20 protein-coding genes are annotated in these 18,033 nt (G+C 66.6%); 7 read left to right on the forward strand and 13 right to left on the reverse strand.

Going from position 1 to position 18,033, the window contains the following annotated elements; genetic code table 11:
- Positions 1-35: 35 nt before the first annotated feature.
- The 3 genes from ACW17X_RS07120 to ACW17X_RS07130 form a co-directional block, all read right to left on the reverse strand.
- Positions 36-554 carry a GNAT family N-acetyltransferase gene (locus tag ACW17X_RS07120; protein WP_492100263.1) on the reverse strand — a complete coding sequence of 173 codons (519 nt, stop codon included), beginning with the start codon at positions 552-554 and terminating at the stop codon, positions 36-38.
- A 71-nt stretch (positions 555-625) separates the two neighbouring features.
- Complete coding sequence (locus ACW17X_RS07125) at positions 626-1,399, reverse strand: enoyl-CoA hydratase (RefSeq protein WP_492100264.1); 774 nt, start codon at positions 1,397-1,399, stop codon at positions 626-628.
- Positions 1,396-2,481 carry an MBL fold metallo-hydrolase gene (locus ACW17X_RS07130; RefSeq protein ID WP_492100265.1) on the reverse strand — a complete coding sequence of 362 codons (1,086 nt, stop codon included), beginning with the start codon at positions 2,479-2,481 and terminating at the stop codon, positions 1,396-1,398. Before ACW17X_RS07130 ends, ACW17X_RS07125 begins: the two co-directional genes overlap by 4 nt.
- Positions 2,482-2,607: 126 nt before the next feature.
- Here ACW17X_RS07130 and ACW17X_RS07135 point away from each other — a divergent pair, with 126 nt between their 5' ends.
- The 4 genes from ACW17X_RS07135 to ACW17X_RS07150 all read left to right on the forward strand — a co-directional run bounded on the left by ACW17X_RS07135 (position 2,608) and on the right by ACW17X_RS07150 (position 5,954).
- A complete protein-coding gene (locus ACW17X_RS07135; protein WP_492100266.1) occupies positions 2,608-3,546 on the forward strand; it encodes a hypothetical protein in 939 nt (312 codons plus the stop codon).
- Positions 3,547-3,650: 104 nt separating this feature from the next.
- On the forward strand, positions 3,651-4,448 hold the full coding sequence (gene xth / locus ACW17X_RS07140; protein ID WP_492100267.1) for an exodeoxyribonuclease III: 798 nt from the start codon (positions 3,651-3,653) through the stop codon (positions 4,446-4,448).
- Between the two features lie 3 nt (positions 4,449-4,451).
- Complete coding sequence (locus tag ACW17X_RS07145) at positions 4,452-4,967, forward strand: hypothetical protein (RefSeq protein ID WP_492100268.1); 516 nt, start codon at positions 4,452-4,454, stop codon at positions 4,965-4,967.
- Positions 4,968-5,048: 81 nt separating this feature from the next.
- Positions 5,049-5,954: a cobalamin biosynthesis protein CbiG gene (locus ACW17X_RS07150; protein WP_492100269.1), complete on the forward strand. Its 906-nt coding sequence runs from the start codon at positions 5,049-5,051 to the stop codon at positions 5,952-5,954.
- Between the two features lie 51 nt (positions 5,955-6,005).
- Here ACW17X_RS07150 and ACW17X_RS07155 read toward each other — a convergent pair whose 3' ends face one another.
- Entirely contained in the window at positions 6,006-7,184 is a 1,179-nt protein-coding gene (locus tag ACW17X_RS07155; protein ID WP_492100270.1) for a carboxynorspermidine decarboxylase, read from the reverse strand.
- Positions 7,185-7,194: 10 nt separating this feature from the next.
- Positions 7,195-8,400 carry a saccharopine dehydrogenase family protein gene (locus ACW17X_RS07160; RefSeq protein ID WP_492100271.1) on the reverse strand — a complete coding sequence of 402 codons (1,206 nt, stop codon included), beginning with the start codon at positions 8,398-8,400 and terminating at the stop codon, positions 7,195-7,197.
- 386 nt (positions 8,401-8,786) lie between these two features.
- On the opposite strand from ACW17X_RS07160, the gene ACW17X_RS07165 reads away from it, so the two are divergent.
- Positions 8,787-9,686, forward strand: a complete 900-nt coding sequence (locus tag ACW17X_RS07165) for a hypothetical protein (protein WP_492100272.1) — start codon at positions 8,787-8,789, stop codon at positions 9,684-9,686.
- A 297-nt stretch (positions 9,687-9,983) separates the two neighbouring features.
- Here the strand turns inward: ACW17X_RS07165 and ACW17X_RS07170 are convergent, their stop codons facing one another.
- From ACW17X_RS07170 to ACW17X_RS07195, 6 genes are all read right to left on the reverse strand, one after another.
- Positions 9,984-10,544: a YjaZ family protein gene (locus tag ACW17X_RS07170; protein WP_492100273.1), complete on the reverse strand. Its 561-nt coding sequence runs from the start codon at positions 10,542-10,544 to the stop codon at positions 9,984-9,986.
- 29 nt (positions 10,545-10,573) lie between these two features.
- The gene (locus ACW17X_RS07175; RefSeq protein WP_492100274.1) at positions 10,574-10,837 is read right to left on the reverse strand and encodes a hypothetical protein; all 264 of its coding nucleotides are present in this window, start codon (positions 10,835-10,837) and stop codon (positions 10,574-10,576) included.
- Between the two features lie 100 nt (positions 10,838-10,937).
- Positions 10,938-12,635: a DNA repair protein RecN gene (gene recN, locus ACW17X_RS07180; protein WP_492100275.1), complete on the reverse strand. Its 1,698-nt coding sequence runs from the start codon at positions 12,633-12,635 to the stop codon at positions 10,938-10,940.
- Positions 12,636-12,690: 55 nt separating this feature from the next.
- Positions 12,691-12,981 (reverse strand): BrnA antitoxin family protein, encoded by a 291-nt coding sequence (locus ACW17X_RS07185; RefSeq protein WP_492026118.1) that lies wholly within the window; start codon positions 12,979-12,981, stop codon positions 12,691-12,693.
- The gene (locus ACW17X_RS07190) at positions 12,944-13,228 is read right to left on the reverse strand and encodes a BrnT family toxin (protein ID WP_492100276.1); all 285 of its coding nucleotides are present in this window, start codon (positions 13,226-13,228) and stop codon (positions 12,944-12,946) included. The genes ACW17X_RS07185 and ACW17X_RS07190 overlap by 38 nt, the downstream gene beginning before the upstream one ends.
- Positions 13,229-13,265: 37 nt before the next feature.
- Positions 13,266-14,120, reverse strand: a complete 855-nt coding sequence (locus tag ACW17X_RS07195) for an outer membrane protein assembly factor BamD (RefSeq protein ID WP_492100277.1) — start codon at positions 14,118-14,120, stop codon at positions 13,266-13,268.
- 192 nt (positions 14,121-14,312) lie between these two features.
- Between ACW17X_RS07195 and ACW17X_RS07200 the strand changes: the two genes are divergently transcribed.
- Together ACW17X_RS07200 and ACW17X_RS07205 are read left to right on the forward strand one after the other, a co-directional pair.
- A complete protein-coding gene (locus ACW17X_RS07200) occupies positions 14,313-15,248 on the forward strand; it encodes a ribose-phosphate pyrophosphokinase (RefSeq protein WP_492100278.1) in 936 nt (311 codons plus the stop codon).
- 84 nt (positions 15,249-15,332) lie between these two features.
- Positions 15,333-16,415, forward strand: coding sequence for a hypothetical protein (locus ACW17X_RS07205; protein WP_492100279.1), 1,083 nt, complete (start codon positions 15,333-15,335; stop codon positions 16,413-16,415).
- A gap of 71 nt (positions 16,416-16,486) precedes the next feature.
- Here ACW17X_RS07205 and ACW17X_RS07210 read toward each other — a convergent pair whose 3' ends face one another.
- On the reverse strand, positions 16,487-16,696 hold the full coding sequence (locus ACW17X_RS07210; protein ID WP_488811350.1) for a hypothetical protein: 210 nt from the start codon (positions 16,694-16,696) through the stop codon (positions 16,487-16,489).
- Between the two features lie 29 nt (positions 16,697-16,725).
- The gene (gene aceA / locus ACW17X_RS07215) at positions 16,726-18,006 is read right to left on the reverse strand and encodes an isocitrate lyase (RefSeq protein ID WP_492100280.1); all 1,281 of its coding nucleotides are present in this window, start codon (positions 18,004-18,006) and stop codon (positions 16,726-16,728) included.
- Positions 18,007-18,033: the final 27 nt, after the last annotated feature.

Below are 18,033 nucleotides of genomic sequence, written 5' to 3' on the forward strand. Positions count from 1 at the left end.
ACATGACTTAGGCCCCGCACCCTGCATGGGAAAGGTCAGCCGATGCGAACGGGTCCAGAAACAGCCTCGACCCTGGTCGGCAGCCACAGGACGCGACGACGGTCCACCGGCCCCGGCAGGATGGCCTCGGGCGCGCCGACGAAGCCGAACCGTTCGAAATAGGCGCGGTCGCCGACCAGCAGCACACCGCCGACCGCCATCGACTGCGCCTGATCGAGACAGGCCTGCACCAGTTCTGCCCCCAGGCCGTCGCTGCGACTGGCCGCGTCCACGGCGATAGGACCAAGGAACAGACCGCTCGTCTCGCCGATCAGAACCGGCCACAGCCGCACCGACCCCACGATCCGTTCCCCCCGACGGGCGACGAAGCCCGCCGCAGGACGCGATCCTTCGCGCAGCCGCTCCGCCGTCTTGGCGAAACGGCCGGGACCGAAGGCGGCCATGATCAGGGCCTCGACGCCTGCGGCGTCGGTCGAGGTCTCGGCCTCGATCCGGCTGGGCGCCGCCGTCATGCCCAGATTCAGGGCCAGATTCAGAACAGGGGCGTGCGACATGGGCGCTCCGACGGCGAGGCGCGCGCACTAGGACCAAAGCCGCGCCAAATCAAGGCGCGGTCTTGTGACAGTCAGCCCAGTTTGGAAAAGTCCGGCGCCCGTTTCTGAGTGAAGGCCATGAAGGCCTCCATGGCCTCGGGGCTCTTCATCTGCGAACCAAAGGCCTCGCCCTCGCGCTGCATCAATGCCCACAGCCCCTCGGCGTCGCGCATCAGCCGCTTGGTCTTGCGGATGGAGTTGGGCGCCCGCGCCGCCACCTTGGCCGCCAGATCCGCCGCCGTAGCCTCGACCTGATCGGCGGGGACCGCGCGGTTGGCCAGGCCCCAGGCCAGGGCGGTCTTGCCGTCCAGCGGCTCGCCCAGGGCGAACATCTCGAACGCCCGCTGGTGACCAATTACCGCCGGCAGCAACAGGCTGGAGGCCGCCTCGGGGGCCAGGGCCAGGTTGACGAAGGGCACGGACAGCAGGGCGTCCTCGGCCACCACCACTAGGTCGCAGTGCAGCAGCATGGTCAGGCCGATGCCGACCGCCCGCCCTTTCACCGCCGCCACCAGCGGCTTGTCCAGGTCGGCCAGCGCCTTCAGGAAGCGGAACACCGACATGTCGAACGGCTGTTCCGTCTGGGCCCCGATGGCGATGAAGTCGCCGATGTCGTTGCCGGCCGAGAAGCTGTCGCCCTCGGCGCGAAGCAGCAGCACCCGCACCGTATCGTCGGTCCGCGCCTGTTCGACGGCCTCGGACAGGGCCGAGTACATGGCCTGGGTGATGGCGTTCTTCTTGTCGGCCCGGTCCAGCGTCAGGGTCAGGACGCCGTCGGCCAGTTCTTTGCGGATATGTTCGCTCACGTCGTTTCCTCGTCCCGTTTGACGGCTGTCCACCAGTCGACGCCGTTCTCGTCTCGCGTCCGCTGCGCGCGGCCGCGTCGTTCCAGATAGTTCAGGTGCGCTTGGGCCTCGCCCGTGGCCATGCCCAATACGCCATCTCCGACCGCCCGGCCGAACACGGCCGAGAAACCGTCGATCACTCTAGACGGTTGACGCAACGTCCGCTCAAGCCGTTTCAGCGCCGTCTCATGACCGCGCTTCAGGGCGTCGAGCCGCGCATGAACCCCGTAGAAGGGCTCGCCATGCGCCGGCAGGACAAACGCCCCCTCAGGCAGCAGGTCCCGCAGCTTGGCCAGGGAGTCCATCCAGTCGCCCAGCGGATCGGCTTCAGGCTCGGTGGGCCAGACCGAGACGTTCGACGAAATCCGGGGCAACACCTGATCACCAGCGATGAAGACATCATCCGACCGCCGCCAAAGGCAGACATGTTCGGGGCTGTGGCCCGAGCCGACCACCACGGTCCAGTCGTCGCCGTCAATCTGGACTACGTCTTCGTCGGACAGCCGCAGATAGCTGCGCGGCATCGGCGCCACCCCCTTGGCGAAGCCGCCGTAGTCCGCGCGCCAACGATCAATCTGCGCCTCGCTCCAGCCCGCAGCGCGAAAATAGCGTTCCCCGTCCTCCGGCGCGTCGCCGGTCCCCTCGGCCATCAGCATCCGGGCGGTGACATATTCCAGACGCGACATCAGAAGCGGCGCGCCGCTGCGGTCGCACAGCCAACCCGCCAGACCGATGTGGTCGGGGTGCATATGGGTGCAGATCAGACGCCTGATCGGCCGGCCTTCCAGCGCGCCGTCCAGCGCCGCCTCCCAGGCCGCAACACTGTCCGGCGTGCGCAGACCGGTGTCGATCACCGTCCATCCGTCGCCGTCACGAACGGCGTAGACGTTCACATGGTTCAGTTGGAACGGCAGGGCGAACCGAAACCACAAGACGCCCGGCGCGATCATGATCGCCTCGCCCGCCTCGGGTCCGTCCGGCAGGGGATAGGTCAGGCCGCGCGCATCGCTTCCCAGCTTCGCCGTTGTTGCATCGTCCGCCAAGTGCGTCTCCAATCGAAACGCTCAAACACTAGTCCGTTCTTCCCTCTGACGTCCACCGCCGCCTTGACCCCGCCCGATTAGATCGCCACGAAGCCTCCAGCCGTTCCGATAATTCGAGGTGTCCCCATGAAAGCCCGCTTCGCCGCCGCCTTCGCGGCGCTGCTGTTTAGCGCAATCTCAATCGTCCCCGCCGCCGCTCAGACCACGCGCGAAACGGACGACAACGGCCGCCCTGTGGCGACAGAAGGCTCCTCCCGCGCGGGCGCGGGCCGTTCACGCCGTGGCCGTCAACCAGCGGCGCCATCGCCAGAACAGGTGATGGCGGCGGCGCAGGAGCAGGCGACGCTCGGCAACACCAACTGCCAGGTCACCGAAGCCAAGCTGCTGGGCACGACAGCAGAACAGACCTCTGTCTACGAAATGGCTTGCGCGGCTGGCCCCGGCTACATCATCGAGTCCAAGACCCCTCCAGTGGTGACCGATTGCGTCATATTGGCGGACTCGGCTGTGAAGATGCGCGCCGCCGATCCCCAGGCAGACGTTGGTCCGCAATGCACGATCGAGGCGAACACCGACACGCAGAAATTCCTGCGTGAATACGCTCAACAAGCCGGTGTCGCCTGCACGGTCGACGAAGTTAAGGTTCTGGGTCGCGCATCTGACGGGGGCATTGCCTACGAAGTCGGTTGCTCCGACGCAGCGGGCTTCTGGATCAAGAAGCTCAATAACGCATGGACCAAGACCCCCTGTATTCAGGTCCTGGCGGAGAACGGGACCTGCGCCTTCACCACCTCGGCTGAGAACGCCGGCCTGGTGAAATCCTATTTTGCGGGTTCGGAGGCCGCCTCCTGCGATGTGACCGAAGCCCGTCTGATGGGCCGCAACGCCAACGGCGTCTTCTATGAAGCCAAGTGCGCGGCCGGCGACGGCCTCATCGCCCGCCTGAACACTGAAAACGTCGTCCAGCAGGTCTATCCCTGCGCCACCGCCCAGCAGATCGGCGGCGGGTGCAAGCTGACCACCGCGCCCGCCGCCGCTCCGGCGCCGGCCGGCGGTCGTCCGTAAGCGACCACCGCAGACCAGACGAAGGGCCGTCGGAGCGATCCGGCGGCCCTTTTGTTTTGCGCGGCCTCTTTTCCGAAACCGTGACGCGCCCTACCGTCGCCCTCATGCGCATCGCCACCTGGAACGTGAACTCGGTCAACGCCCGCCTGCCCACCGTGCTGGCCTGGCTGGAGCAAGCCGCCCCTGACGTCGCCTGCTTCCAGGAAATCAAATGCGTGGACGAAAAATTCCCGCGCGAGGCCTTCGAGAGCCTGGGCTATAACGTCGAGACCCACGGCCAGAAGAGCTACAACGGCGTGGCCATGCTGTCGAAATACCCGCTGTCGGACATCCGGCGCGGCCTGCCCGGCGACGAGACCGATGAACAGGCGCGCTACCTGGAAGCCGTAGTCGAGGCGCCCCGCCCGATCCGGGTGGCGTCCATCTATCTGCCCAACGGCAATCCGATCGGGACCGAGAAGTTCGACTACAAGCTGGCCTGGTTCGAACGGCTGAACCGCCACGCGCGCGGCCTGCTGGCCTTCGAGGAGCCGCTGGCCCTGTGCGGCGACTATAACGTCATCCCCGAGGCTGAGGACGCCAAGAACCCCGCCGCCTGGACCGACGACGCCCTGTTCCAGCCCCAGAGCCGACAGGCGTTCCGCGCGTTGAAGAATCTGGGCCTGGCCGACGCGCATGAGGTCGGGGGCGAACCGGCCGGGACCTATAGCTTCTGGGACTATCAGGCCGGCGCCTGGCAGAGGAACCACGGCATCCGCATCGACTTCGCCCTGCTGTCGCCCCAGGCGGCGGATCGGTTGCGCGGGATCGAGACCCATCGCGACGCGCGCGACATGGACAAGCCCAGCGACCATGTGCCGGTGGTGGTCGATATCGACCTGTCGGCCGGGACGGAGGTCTGAGCCATGGCCGAGGTCGTGCGGGTGATCCTGCTGATCGCCTTGGCGGCGGCCCTGCTGACGACCCTGGCCCTGGCCCTGTCCTGGTGGATGGAGCCGCCGCGCCGCATCCGCCGCGCCTTGCTGAAGGCCCTGGGCGCGCCGCCCGAGGTCGAGGCCGGTTCGCCCCGCGAGGGCCGGGCCTGCGCCCTAAACTTCGACATCGAACAGGTTGTCGTGCTTTGGGCCAACGGCGCCCACGGCCTGGCCTACGCCTTCGAGGAGGTCGAGGGCGGGGAAATCATCGTCGACGGCCATGTGGTCGCCCGCATCCGCCGCGGCGAGGCGCGCAAGTCGCTGGACGTGCTGGCGCCCGACGCCGAACAGGTGGTGCTGCGGCTGATGTTCGCAGACGCCCGCCATCCGGAGTTCGAACTGGCCCTGTGGGACGCCACATTCACAGGCGGGACCGGCTCGCCCGGCGAGGCCCTGCGGCTGGGTCGGCGCTGGCTGTCGCACCTGGAAGCCCTGTTGAAGAGCTGACCGCCCCCCTTCCGATTGGGCGGCGAGAGGTCTAGAACCCCCGCTCATTCCTATCGACACGCCTTTTTACGGGAGGCCGCCTTGGCCCGCCTATTCGACGCCTATGTCGTCGCCGACTGGACCGCCGCCGAAACCAAGAAACTCGGCGACACCTCGCTGTGGATCGGGGTGGCGAAGCGCGACGTGCGGTTCCGCCTCTATACCGAGACGCACAATGTCGCCACGCGGGCCGAGGGCGAGGCCCTGCTGGCCTCGATCCTGGCGGATCACAGGAAGCGCGGCGACCGGGTTCTGGTCGGTCTGGACTTCAACTTCGGCTATCCGGTCGGCACGGCCGCGCGGCTGAAGCTGGACGGAACCCCTTGGAATTCCATGTGGAAGTTCATCGCGTCTAACGTCGTGGACAAGGCCGATAATACGAACAACCGCTACCAGGTGGCGGCCAAGATGAACCGGCTGATGACCGACGAGGCCTGGCCGCTGTGGGGCGCCCCGGCGAAACAGGCGCAGCGCTGGCTGACCACGACCAAGCCGCCCGCAGGCGCGGGCGCCGACATTCCCGAGTTCCGGGCGACCGAGAATGCGGCGCGCAAGGGCCGGCTTCAGCCCAAGAGCGTGTGGCAGATGCACGGGGCGGGCGCCGTGGGCGGCCAGACCCTGGTGGGCATCCCGGCCGTGCGCAGGCTGTTGGAAAGCCTGGGATCTTCCGGCGCCGTCTGGCCGTTCGGCACCGGCTGGCGCGAACTGACGCCCGACGACGTCGAGCCCCTGTCGGCCCTGGTGGTCGAGGTCTGGCCCTCGATGTTCGACGCCAAGCCCAATGAAGGCGAGTTCAAGGATCAGGCCCAGGTCCGCTCCACCGCCGAGGCCCTGGCCCACATGGACGAGACCGGCGACCTGGCCAAGGCCTTCGGCCCGCCCAAGGACGCCACGCCCGAGCTGATCGCCCAGGTGGAGCAAGAAGAAGGCTGGATTCTGGGGGTCTGAACCTGGAGAAAACCTCGACAAATTCTGGAGAATTTGTCGAGGTTCTCGATATCAGGACAGGCGGTCGCGGAACTCGGAATAGTCGAATTCGCGGACCAGTTTCAGCGCATCGGTGTCGCTGTTCCACAGGGCGATGGCCGGCAGCGGCACCCCGTTGAAGGTGTTGGTCTTCACCATCGAATAGTGGGCCTGGTCCAGGAAGGCGATGCGGGTTCCGGCGGTCGGCGGCGTGGCGAAGCCATAGTCACCGATGATGTCGCCGGCCAGGCAGGAGGGGCCGCCCAAGCGATAGGTCACGCCGCCCTCGCCTTCGTTCAGCATGGCGGGGCGATAGGGCGCCTCGATCACATCCGGCATGTGGCAGGTCGCCGATATGTCGGTGATAGCGATGGCCAGGCCGTTGTGGAAGGTGTCCAGCACCTCGCCCACCAATATGCCGGCGTCCAGCGCAATGGCCTCGCCCGGCTCGATATAGACCTGAAGCCCGTAGCGCTGCCCCAGATCCTTCAGGAAGCCGACCAGGGCGTCGATCCGATAGTCGGCACGGGTGACGTGGTGCCCGCCGCCCAGGTTGATCCACTTCAGGTCCGGCAACAGGGGCGCCAGCTTGGGCTCCACCGCGGCCCAGATCCGCTCCAGCGGCTCGAACCCCTGTTCGCACAGGGCGTGGATGTGCAGGCCGTCGACGCCGTTCAAGTGTTCCGGCGTCAGTTGCGACACCGGGAAGCCCAGGCGCGAGCCCAGTTGGCAGGGGTCGTATTTGGCGACCTCGCCCTCCGAATGCTCGGGGTTCAGCCGCAGGCCGATATCGAACGTCTCACCCTCGGCGCGGGCGGCGGCGATCAGGTCGGCGAACCGGGCGACCTGGTCCGGGGCGTTGAAGATGACCGTATCCGACAGCCGCAGGATTTCGGGCAGGTCGGCGGGCTTGTAGGCGGGGGAATAGGTGGTCAGGTGGCCCTGATAGAACTCGCGCGCCAGCCGCGCCTCCCACAGGCCCGAGGCGCAGACGCCGTCGAGGTATTCCCCGACGACCTCGGCCAGCGACCACATCGAGAAGGCCTTCAGGGCCAGCAGCACCCGCGCATTGCCCCGCGCCCCGACGTCCTGAAGGACCGACAGGTTGCGACGCACCGCGACCTCGTCCACCACGAAGGCGGGCGACGGGACGCGGTTCAGATCGAACCGGGCGAAGGCGCCCGGTCCGCCGGCCTGGGTCTGCATGACCATGGGCGTATCCTCAGAAGTCCAGCGGAGCGGACAGTTCCTCGACCGTCCACGGCAGGCCGTGCTGGTTCAGCATGTCCATGAAGGGATCGGGATCCAGCTGCTCCATGTTGAACACCCCCTCGCCCTTCCACTGGCCGGTCAGCATCAGGGCCGCGCCGATCATGGCGGGGACGCCGGTAGTATAGCTGACGGCCTGGTTGCCGGTCTCGGCATAGGCGTCCTGGTGGTCGCAGATGTTCTTGACGTAGACCGTCTTGGCCGCGCCGTCCTTCTGACCGGTGGCGATGGTGCCGATATTGGTCTTGCCCTTGGTGATCGGGCCCAGCGACGAGGGTTCCGGCAGCAGGGCCTTCAGGAACTCGATCGGGATGATCTCGCGGCCCTGGAACATCATCGGCTCGATCGAGGTCATGCCGATGTTCTCCAGCACTTCCAGATGCTTCAGATAGGAGTCGCCGAAGGTCATCCAGAAGCGGATGCGCTTGATTTCCGGATAGAATTTGGCCAGCGATTCCAGTTCCTCATGATACATGAGGTACATGTTCTTCTGACCCACGCCCTCGAAATCGAAGGCCTGCTTGTGCGACAGGGCCGGACCCTCGACCCACTGGCCGTCGGCCCAGTGGCGCGACGGGGCGGTGACTTCGCGCAGATTGATCTCGGGATTGAAGTTGGTCGCGAACGGCAGGCCGGTGTCGCCGCCGTTGCAGTCCAGGATGTCGAGCGTCTCGATCGAATCCAGCAGGTGCTTCTTCGTATAGGTGGTGAAGACCGAGGTCACGCCGGGGTCGAAGCCCGAGCCCAGCAGGGCCATCAGCCCGGCGTCCTTGAAGCGGTCCTGATAGGCCCACTGCCACTTGTATTCGAACTTGGCCTCGTCGCGCGGCTCGTAGTTGGCGGTGTCGAGATAGTTGACCCCGGCGGCCAGACAGGCGTCCATGATGGCCAGGTCCTGGTACGGCAGGGCCAGGTTGACGACCAGGGCGGGCTTGACCGCCTGGATCAGGGCCGTGGTCGCCGCCACGTCGTCGGCGTCGATCGCCGCCGTGTCGATGGTCACGCCGAAGCGCGACTTGACGGATTCGGCGATGGCGTCGCACTTGGACTTGGTGCGGCTCGCCAGAGTGATGTGCGAGAAGATGTCCGCATTCATCGCCATCTTGTGGACCGCGACCGAACTGACGCCGCCGGCGCCAATGACCAGCACCCTGCTCATGTGTGCTTCTCCTGAAGACTGAAAGGCCTCGGCGACATCGCCGCCCGTATAAAGGGCGGGGCTCTTAGCACGATGATGACAGGACCGCTAATGCGGGGGTCGTTTGGGGAGAATTCGGGGGATTGTTGGCCGGTGACCGGCCGCCCTCCCCTTTCCCCCGTCATCCCAGGGCTCGTCCCTGGGATCCATACGCCCGGTGCCGCAGAGCGCCGCCTCCAGACACCGGGAGTATGGATCCTCACCACAAGGGCGAGGATGACGGGCGTGGGAGGGCGGGGACGACGCCCCTTTTCTTGCAGCCCCAGCCCTTGTATCGCTCAGGTTGCATGAAGGGGTCTCGGATGTGGTCTAAAACAGCGTGCGCCTGTACAATCGCCGCGACCGCCTTGGCGTCCGTCGCCCTCGCCCAGACGTCTGAGACGCAGCAGGAAGAGCCCGCGACGTCCCTTGAGGATATCGAGGTCGTGGGAACGCCGGAGGCGAAGACCGCCGCCGCCTATGTCCGCGCGATAGGGACCGGCCCTGTCGGTCGGCTGAGCCCGGTTTGGCGTCGCAGCCTGTGCGTGCGGATTATCGAGATGGACGTCGAGCACGCGCGCTTTCTGAAGTCGCGCATAGAGACGGTGGCCGCCGCCGTCGGCCTGTCGACCGAGACCTCGCCCATCTGCCGACCCGACATCTCCATCTACGCCTCGACTGATCCGGTCGCCCTGGCGACGACCCTGATCGAGGCGGCGCCGCGACGGTTTCAGCCAGCCCCGAACAATACGACCCTGGGGGATGCGGCGCTGGAGGCCTTCCGCACCTCTTCGGCGCCCATCCGATGGTGGCAGGTCAGCCTGCCGGTGATGGCTGACACGGGTCAGCCCGCCATGATCGAGGGGACCGGCGAGTCGCGGGACCCGATGGCGCGATCCGTCGTCGTTCGGAACGCATCGCGCCTGACCGGCAATGTCCGCGACGACCTGGCCGGGGTGACGATCATCCTGGACACGCGCCGGCTGGCGACCACGCCCTTCGGCGCCGTCAGCGACTATGTCGCCTTCGTCGCCCTGGCCCCCGTCGATCCGCGCACCCCGACCGCCGCCTTCGACACGGTGTTGAACCTGTTCGAGCGACCAGGCGTCACGGGGCTGACGATGACGGATCAGGACTATCTGTACGCCCTCTACGCCAGTTCCCCGGCGCCGGCTTCGGCCTCCCTCCAGGCGGCGGAGATCGCGAGCCGGATGGCGGCGGAGCGGCGGCGGCGGCGGCGGCGGCGGCGGCGGCGGCGGGGGCAGTGAGGAGAGGCTGGATCGACACCTTCAATGGCAGGCTGCACTTTTAGGTTTCGATATCTCGCCATGTGCAGCCGGTCATGGACCGCCCCTCAAACGAGGACCCCTTTATAGCCTTCGTTGATTTTTAAGCTCCGCTCCCCTATATATCCTCGCGTAGGACGACAGATCGGTTGAGGTGCCCGAAAGGTCACCAACAGCGTTCCCCCGCCCCACAAGGGGCCCACGCGTGATGCGAGATAGCCGCAAGGTGAAGTGGGTATCGAGTGAAGGACGGCTTCGGCCGTCCTTTTTCGTATCCGGTCAACGCCCGTGAAACTTGGTCGGCTTACCGTCCAAAACGGTGTCGCACAGCAGGTTGAACTTGACCTTTTGATAGGCCGTAACGGGGAGAGGGATGGCTCGCGCGGCGTCAGGCGAATAAGCACTTTCCACATACAGGCGAAGGCGCTTCTTCTGCTCCATCTTTCGGACATTGAAGAACACCCTATAGTCGCGGCCTGAGTTCGTCGTGATGATCGCAAAGTTGGACTCGCGCGTCTGATAGACCTTCGAGCCCGGCAGGCCCGAAAGTAGATTCCTGAGCTGCATCGACAGCTCATACCGTTCCTGATCGAAGCACCGCTCCACCCCACGATCGTCGAAGACCGGCACGTAAACCGGATGCCGTTCAGGGTCGTATTTGTCAGAGAAGCAATGCGTGCTGAACGTGACGAAGCACCAGACGCCCTGACGCTTGACCGTGTCGAACGCAAAGCTGAATTCGTGCAGATGAGTCAGATCAATGTCCGCCCCGTTGATCGACAGCGGTGGGAACCGACCAGCTACTGGAGGCGCTGCGGAATGCTCTGGCGACCTGGCCATGCAAGTCGGACAACTGCGACCTAAAGGCATTAGCTGTCGAGATCGCGGCCCCAACGCCATTTCAAAGGCGCGCGTCTGTCGCTTTTGGCCCAGGTCACCCAGATGAGGGCGGCGGAGATCGCGACCACATAGATCATAACCAACCAGGGACTTATCGCTGCGCGGTCTCCCGCCGCTAGACCAGCGGTCAAGGCGACAAGATAGGTCGCAAGCGCGACCACGCCCTGCCATGAGGAAGGGGTAAGCCCGTAGCCATAGCGCTTATTCGAGAACCAGGGCTTACCGTCAGACATAACCGTCCCTCCGCCGAACAAGACTACGCCAACGGTGATGCGACACAAGAGGGACAGGCGGGTGCGTCTGCGACCTCGCCCATCCAAGGCCCGACGCCCCCTACCCGATCAACGCCCGCGCCGCCGCCCGCGCCTCATCGGTGATCTCCGCCCCCGACAGCATCCGCGCGATCTCTTCCTGACGGCGCGCGTCGTCCAGGGCCACCACCGTAGTGGTGGTCGTGCCCTCGTGGTCGGCCTTCATCACCTTCCAGTGGGCGTGGCCGCGGGCGGCGACCTGGGGGCTGTGGGTGACGACCAGGACCTGGGCGCCGGTGGACAGGCGTTTCAGGCGCGAGCCCACGGCCTCGGCCACGGCGCCGCCGACGCCCTGGTCCACCTCGTCGAAGATCATGACCGGCTGGCGCATGTCCTCGCGGCTGGCCAGGGCGGCCTTCATGGCCAGGGCGAACCTGGCCAGTTCGCCGCCCGAGGCGATGGCGTCCAGCGGGCCGAAGTCGGTTCCGGCGTTGGTGGCGATCTGGAAGCGCACGGTCTCGACCCCGTCGGGGCCGCGCCGGCCCTCGATCGGCTCAAGCGCCACACGGAACCGGGCGCGCTCCAGCTTCAGCGGGCCCAGTTCGCCCATAACGGCGGTGGTCAGGCGGTCGGCCGCCGCCTCGCGCGCCGAGGTCAGGAAGGTGGCGGCGAGGTCATAGGATTCGGCGGCCTCGGCGGCTTCGCGGCCGGCGTTGGCCAGGGCCTCCTCCCCGTCCTCGATCAGGCGCAACTGCTCGCGCAGGCGGATGCGTAAGGACGGCAGGGCGTCGACCGTGGTGTTCAGTTTCCGCGCGGCGGCGCGCAGGGCGAACAGCCGTTCCTCGGCCTTGTCCAGGCGGCCGGGCTCATAGTCGAAGGCGTCGGCGGCGGCGTCCACGGCGGCGACGGCCTCGGCCGCCTCGACCATGGTGCGGTCGATGGCCTCGACGGCGGCGGACAGTTTGACGATGACCGGGTGGTCGCCCTCGGCCCCCGCCTGGCCGGCGCGCTGGCGGGCGTGTTCGACGGCGCGCAGGGCCGCGCCCAGCTTCTGGCTCAGCTTGTCGCCGCCCAGCTGGGTGCGGGCGTCGGCTAAGTCGGCGATGGCTTTTTCGGCGGCGCCCAGCAGGGCCCGCTCGCCGGCCAGTTCCGTCTCCTCGTCGGCGCGAGGGTCCAGGGCGTCCAGTTCGGACAGGTTCAGGCTGATCTCGTCCAGACGCGCGGCGGCGTCGGCGGCCTGGGCCTTCAGCTCGGCCAGTTTGGCCTCGGCGGCCTTCAGCTTGGTCGCGGCGGTGGCGACGGCCTGCAATTGAGGCTGAAGACCGCCATAGGCGTCCAGCAGGCCCCGGTGGGTGCGCCAGTCCAGCAGGCCGACGGTCTCATGCTGGCCGTGAACCTCGACCAGGGCGGCGCCGATCTCGCGCAGGGCCGTGACCCCGGCGGGCTGGTCGTTGACATAGGCCCGGCTACGGCCGTCGGCGTTCAGCACACGGCGCAGGATCAGGTCCTCGCCCGGCTGAACCTCGAACCCCTTGTCCGCGATCAGGGCCAGCAGGTCCGGGTCGTCGGGGGCGCTGAAGATGGCGGTGGCCACGGCCTGTTTGGCCCCGTGGCGCACCAGGCCGGCGTCGCCGCGCCCGCCCAGGGCCAGGCCCAGGGCGTCGAGGATGATCGACTTGCCCGCCCCCGTCTCGCCCGTCAGCACGGTCAGGCCGGTCTCGACGTCGAGATCCAGCACGTCGACCAGGACGACGTCGCGGATGGAAAGGGCGGTCAGCATGGGCGCACGCGATTCGGCATGGGGCGCAGTCTAGCGCGCGGCGGCGTGAAAGGAATCAGAGACCGGAGGCCCGGCGAAGCGCGGCGTTGATGCCCGACTGCCAGCCCGGCCCCTGGGCGCGCCAGTGTTCCAGCAGATCGGCGTCCAGCCGCAAGGTGACCTGCTGTTTAGGCGCCTCGGCCTTGGGGCGGCCGGGGGCGCGTTTGAACTGGTTGAGGATATAGTCGGGCAGGACCTCGCGTGCGGGGCGAAGTTTGGCGGCCCGCTCTGCAGTCAGCTCCGGCGTATCGTCGTCGTCGAGAAAGGGCTCAGTCGCCGCTTCCGACACCCCTTTGTTCTCGGACATATCTCCGCTCCCGGTCATTGGCCTTGCGCAGGCTGACGGCCCGCACCCTCGCGTCTCGAACCGTAAAGGCCAGAACGTGCAGCCGCCCGTCCAGTTCGCCATAGGCGATCCATCTCGGTTCAGCGTAATCGAAGCGGTCATCCACCTCGATCCAGGCTTCTTCCATCTGGATTTCGTCGGCTCGCAACAGCGAGACGCCGTGCTTGGCGATATTGGCCTCATCCTTCGCCGGGTCGAAGACGATCATTTATGTAACTACATAAATCTGACCGTCAAGAGGACGTTCAGCCCGGGATGATCCGCTGCAGCCAGGATTCGCGCTTGGCCTCGGGGGCTTTTTCCGGAGCCTGGCCGTTTTCGGTCAGCAGGGCGTAGGCCTCGGCGTACCAGGGGCTGCCGGGGAAGTTGTAGCCCAGGACGGCGCCGTTGCGGGTCGCCTCTTCCTTCAGGCCCAGCTGAAGATTGACCTCGACCAGGCGGTACAGGGCCTCGGGCGTGTGGGAGGTGCGCTGGAACTCGGGGTTGGCGATGACGGCCTTGTAGCGGTTCAGAGCCGCCAGCGGCTGGTTGGCGCGCTGGTAATAGCGGCCAATGTTCATTTCCTTGCCGGCCAGCTGGTCGTTGACCATGTCGATCTTGACGGCGGCGTCGGTGGCGTAGGGCGTGCCCGGGTAGCGACGGGCCACATCCTTAAGCCCGGCAAGGGCGGCGTTGGCGTAGCCCTGGTCGCGGCCGACGTCGGTGATCTGTTCGAAGTTGCACACCGCCTTCATGTAGAAGGCGTAGGCCGCCGACGGATTGCCCGGGAACAGGGAGATGAACCGGTCCGAGGCGGCGATGGCCTCGGCGTAGTTGTTGTTCTGGTAGTAGGCGTAGACCTGCATCAGGATCGAGCGACGGGCCCAGTCCGAATAGGGATGCTGGCGTTCCACCTCCTGGAAATAGTCGATGGCGTCAGCCCAGCGCTTCTGTTCCAGACGCTGATAACCGGTGTTGTACAGCGCCTCGACCGGCCGCTCCTCATAGGCGAGCTTGGGGCGCTGATTGCCGGCGCAGCCCGAAATTGTCAGAGCGGCGGCCGCCGCGGCCATCAGCACCAGGCCGGAACGAAACTTAGAAGCGGACAAGGACGACCCCATGACGAGCGGAGCCCTGCCTCAAGACAGGCCTCCGGAAACGAACGCGGCGATCTCTAGCACCCACGACCGGGACACGCCATGCCGACGAAAACTCTCCGCACACGACTTGCCCTGCCCGGCTCCGCTGGTAAAGAGCGCGCCAACCGACCGCCGTTCATGGGGGTCGGATGACGGCGAAAGGATGACCAGCTGATGAAGCTGCTCTCAGGCAACTCCAACCGGGCCCTTTCCCAGGCCATCGCGGACCACCTGGACGGTCCGCTGACCAAGGCCCAGGTCAAGCGTTTCGCCGACAACGAGGTCTTCGCCGTCATCGAGGAGAACGTCCGCGGCGAGGACGTCTTCATCCTTCAGTCGACCAGCTATCCCGCCAACGACAATCTGATGGAGCTGCTGATCATCACGGACGCGCTGGTGCGCGCCTCCGCCCGGCGGATCACGGCCGTGATGCCCTATTTCGGCTATGCCCGTCAGGACCGGAAGACCGGCGGCCGTACGCCGATCTCGGCCAAGCTGGTCGCCAATCTGATCACCCGCGCCGGCGCCGACCGGGTGCTGACCATGGATCTGCACGCCGGCCAGATTCAGGGCTTCTTCGACATCCCGACCGACAATCTGGTGGCCACTCCGGTCCTGGCCCAGGACATTCGTGAACATTATTCGCGCGGCGACGACCTGATGATCGTCTCGCCCGACGTCGGCGGCGTAGTGCGGGCCCGCTCGCTGGCCAGCCGCCTGAACGCCGACCTGGCCATCGTCGACAAACGCCGCCCCAAGGCGGGCGAGAGCGAGGTCATGAACATCATCGGCGACGTCGAGGGCCGTCGGTGCATCCTGTTCGACGACATCGTCGATTCCGGCGGCACCCTCGTGAACGCGGCCAAGGCCCTGATGGATCAGGGTGCGACCGAGGTCTCGGCCTATATCAGCCACGGCGTCCTGTCGGGCCCGGCTGTGCAGCGGATCACCGACGGACCGCTGAAGGAGCTGGTGATCACGGACTCGATCGAACAGCCGCACGAAGTCGCGAACTGCAAGAAAATCCGCACGGTTTCCGTGGCTCCGCTTATCGGTGAAGCTATCCGACGGATCGCCAACGAGGAATCCGTGTCGAAGTTGTTCGATTAATCTTCGGCAAACCCGTTTCGGCACGTTATAAGCGCCTTCCAGTAAGCGCCCCTGTCGGGGTGCACAGTTCTGTGGACGCGCCCTATGCCCAAGGCCTTCATGACCCGCGGCCTGTCGATCGCCGCCCTTGCAGCCGCCGTTTTGCTGGCGAGCTGCAGCACCAAGGAACCGGAGGTCGCGCCTCCGCCGCCGCCGCCTCCGCCGCCGCCCGTCACCTTGAACGAAGGCGTGGCCCAGGCGGCCTCGATCTATGTCGCCTTCCTGAGAGAAGCCGGCACTATTCAGCCCGGCGGCTTCCCGGACGCAGAGTCCATCCAGTCCGCCATCCGCAAGGGGGCGTCCTATGAGCCGGCCCAGCTGTCGCGCGGCCTGATCGCCTATGGTTCGATCATTGCGCTTCAATCACCGGAGTTTGTCGCGGGGGTGCGCCAATTCGCCGTTGATCCCGTCCAGCGTCAGCAGATGGTCGCCCAACTGATCGCCGATCCGGCCTATGCGGCCACCCTGCCCGGCGCCGATGCGGCTGCGGGCCTGATCGCGGCCACCATCGGCAAGGACGCGGTTGCGATGCGCGCCATCGCCGAAGCGGTGGAGGCCGACGCCTATACGGTTCAGGAACGGCGCGATCCGCGTCGCCGCTGGGCCGTCACCCCGATTACGAACCGCGAAATCCGGCTTGAGAGCGCCAAGACCCTGTCGGCGGTAACCATGCTTCCGTCGGCCGAGGAATCCAGCCGCCTGTTCACGGCGGCCAACAGCGGCCAGGGTCTCTCCGTCGAACCATCCCGCAAGGCCCCGCCCTATACGCCGGCCGTCACGCGCTCGCTGGCCATCGCCGCCCTGGCCGCCCTCGGCGCCGCCGGAGACGAGGCGCGCGCCAACACCGACGCCCTGGCGGTCGAGAGCAACAGCGAATTCTGCCTGAATATGTCGAAACTGATGCTGTTCCAGTGCTTGGCCGCCTCGCGCCCCAGCTATGAGGACATGTTCTGCCTGGGCCGCCACGTCGCCCGCGACCTGGCCACCTGCACCACCCAGGCGGTGGTCGCCCCGCAGGTTTCGGTCGGCGAACTGCTGGACGCCGGCGCGGAGCCTCCCGCTCACGCCACCCAGACGCCGGTTCAGGTCAGCCAGACGCCGAGCCAGACCCCGGCGCCGTCGCGCTGATCCTCACCGAAAAGGACAAGGCTCGCCCCGAGCAATCGGGGCGGGCCTTTCTCTTTGGGAGCACGCGAGACCTATTCGTAGCCGTGCGCGGCCTCGTTGATCACCTGGGACGGCATGGACGAGAAGTCCACGGCGATCGGATTGGCGACCTTGGCCTGATAGGTCCGCAGCACATGCGTCATGCGACGGCGCACCTCGCGTTCAGCCTCGGTGCCGGCGTCAAGCGCCAACGGCGCCAGGCAGAAGTCGATGATGGCTTCGGTTCGGGTCAGCGGTTCCATGGAGGTTCCTTTCCTTAAGCTGGGGGGCCTTAAGCCGCGTGGGTGAACTGGGCCGTCTCGGTCGAGTCTTTCAGCGCCGTCGTCGAGGAGGTGCCGTTGGAGATGACCGTGGCGACCTGGTCGAAATAGCCGGTGCCGACTTCGCGCTGGTGACGCGTCGCGGTGTAGCCGATGGCCTCATTGGCGAACTCGCGCTGCTGCAGCTCCGAATAGGCCGCCATGCCGCGATCGCGATAACCGTCCGCCAGCTCGAACATCGAGTTGTTCAGGGCGTGGAAGCCGGCCAGGGTCACGAACTGGAACTTGTAGCCCATGGCCCCCAGCTCGCGCTGGAACTTGGCGATGGTGGCGTCGTCCAGCTTGGCCTTCCAGTTGAAGGAGGGCGAGCAGTTGTAGGCCATCAGCTTGCCGGGGTGCTTCTTCTGCACGGCCTCGGCGAACTTCTTCGCGTCGTCCAGGTCCGGGTGCGACGTCTCCCACCACAGCAGGTCGGCGATGTTGGCGTAGGACAGGCCCCGCGCGATGCAATGGTCCAGACCCGTGCCTTCCTTCAGGCGGAAGAAGCCCTCCGGCGTGCGGTTGTCGCGGTCGATGAAGGGCTGGTCGCGCTCGTCGATGTCCGAGGTGATCAGTTGGGCGCTTTCGGCGTCGGTGCGGGCGACCGTGATGGTCGGCGTGCCCATGACGTCGGCGGCCAAACGCGCAGCCACCAGATTGCGCTCATGCGCCTGGGTCGGGATCAGAACCTTGCCGCCCAGGTGGCCGCACTTCTTCTCGGACGCCAGTTGGTCTTCGAAGTGGACGCCGGCGGCGCCCGCCTCGATGAAGGCCTTCATGATCTCGAAGCTGTTCAGCGGGCCGCCGAAACCGGCCTCGGCGTCGGCGACGATGGGCACAAACCAATCACGCTTGGCGCCGCCCTCGGCGTGCTCGATCTGGTCGGCGCGCTGCAGGGTGCGGTTGATGCGGCGGCACAGTTCCGGCGCGGCGTTGGCCGGGTATAGCGATTGGTCCGGATACATGGCGCCGGCCGTGTTGGCGTCGGCCGCGACCTGCCAGCCCGACAGATAGATGGCCTTCAGCCCCGCCCGGACCATCTGCATGGCCTGGTTGCCGGTGACAGCGCCCAGGGCATTGATGAAGGGCTCGTCGTGCAGCAGCTGCCACAGGCGGTTGGCGCCGCGCTCGGCGAGCGTATGGGTGACCGGCACCGAGCCGCGCAGGCGCAGGACGTCTTCCGGGGTGTAGGGGCGCTCGATGCCGTCGAAACGGCCGGCGGGCGAAGGAACCAGATCGGCGAAGGTGGTCATGGTCGAACTCGGTCTCTGAATGGCGCG

Source organism: Brevundimonas sp. FV1ye4L (assembly GCF_058681255.1).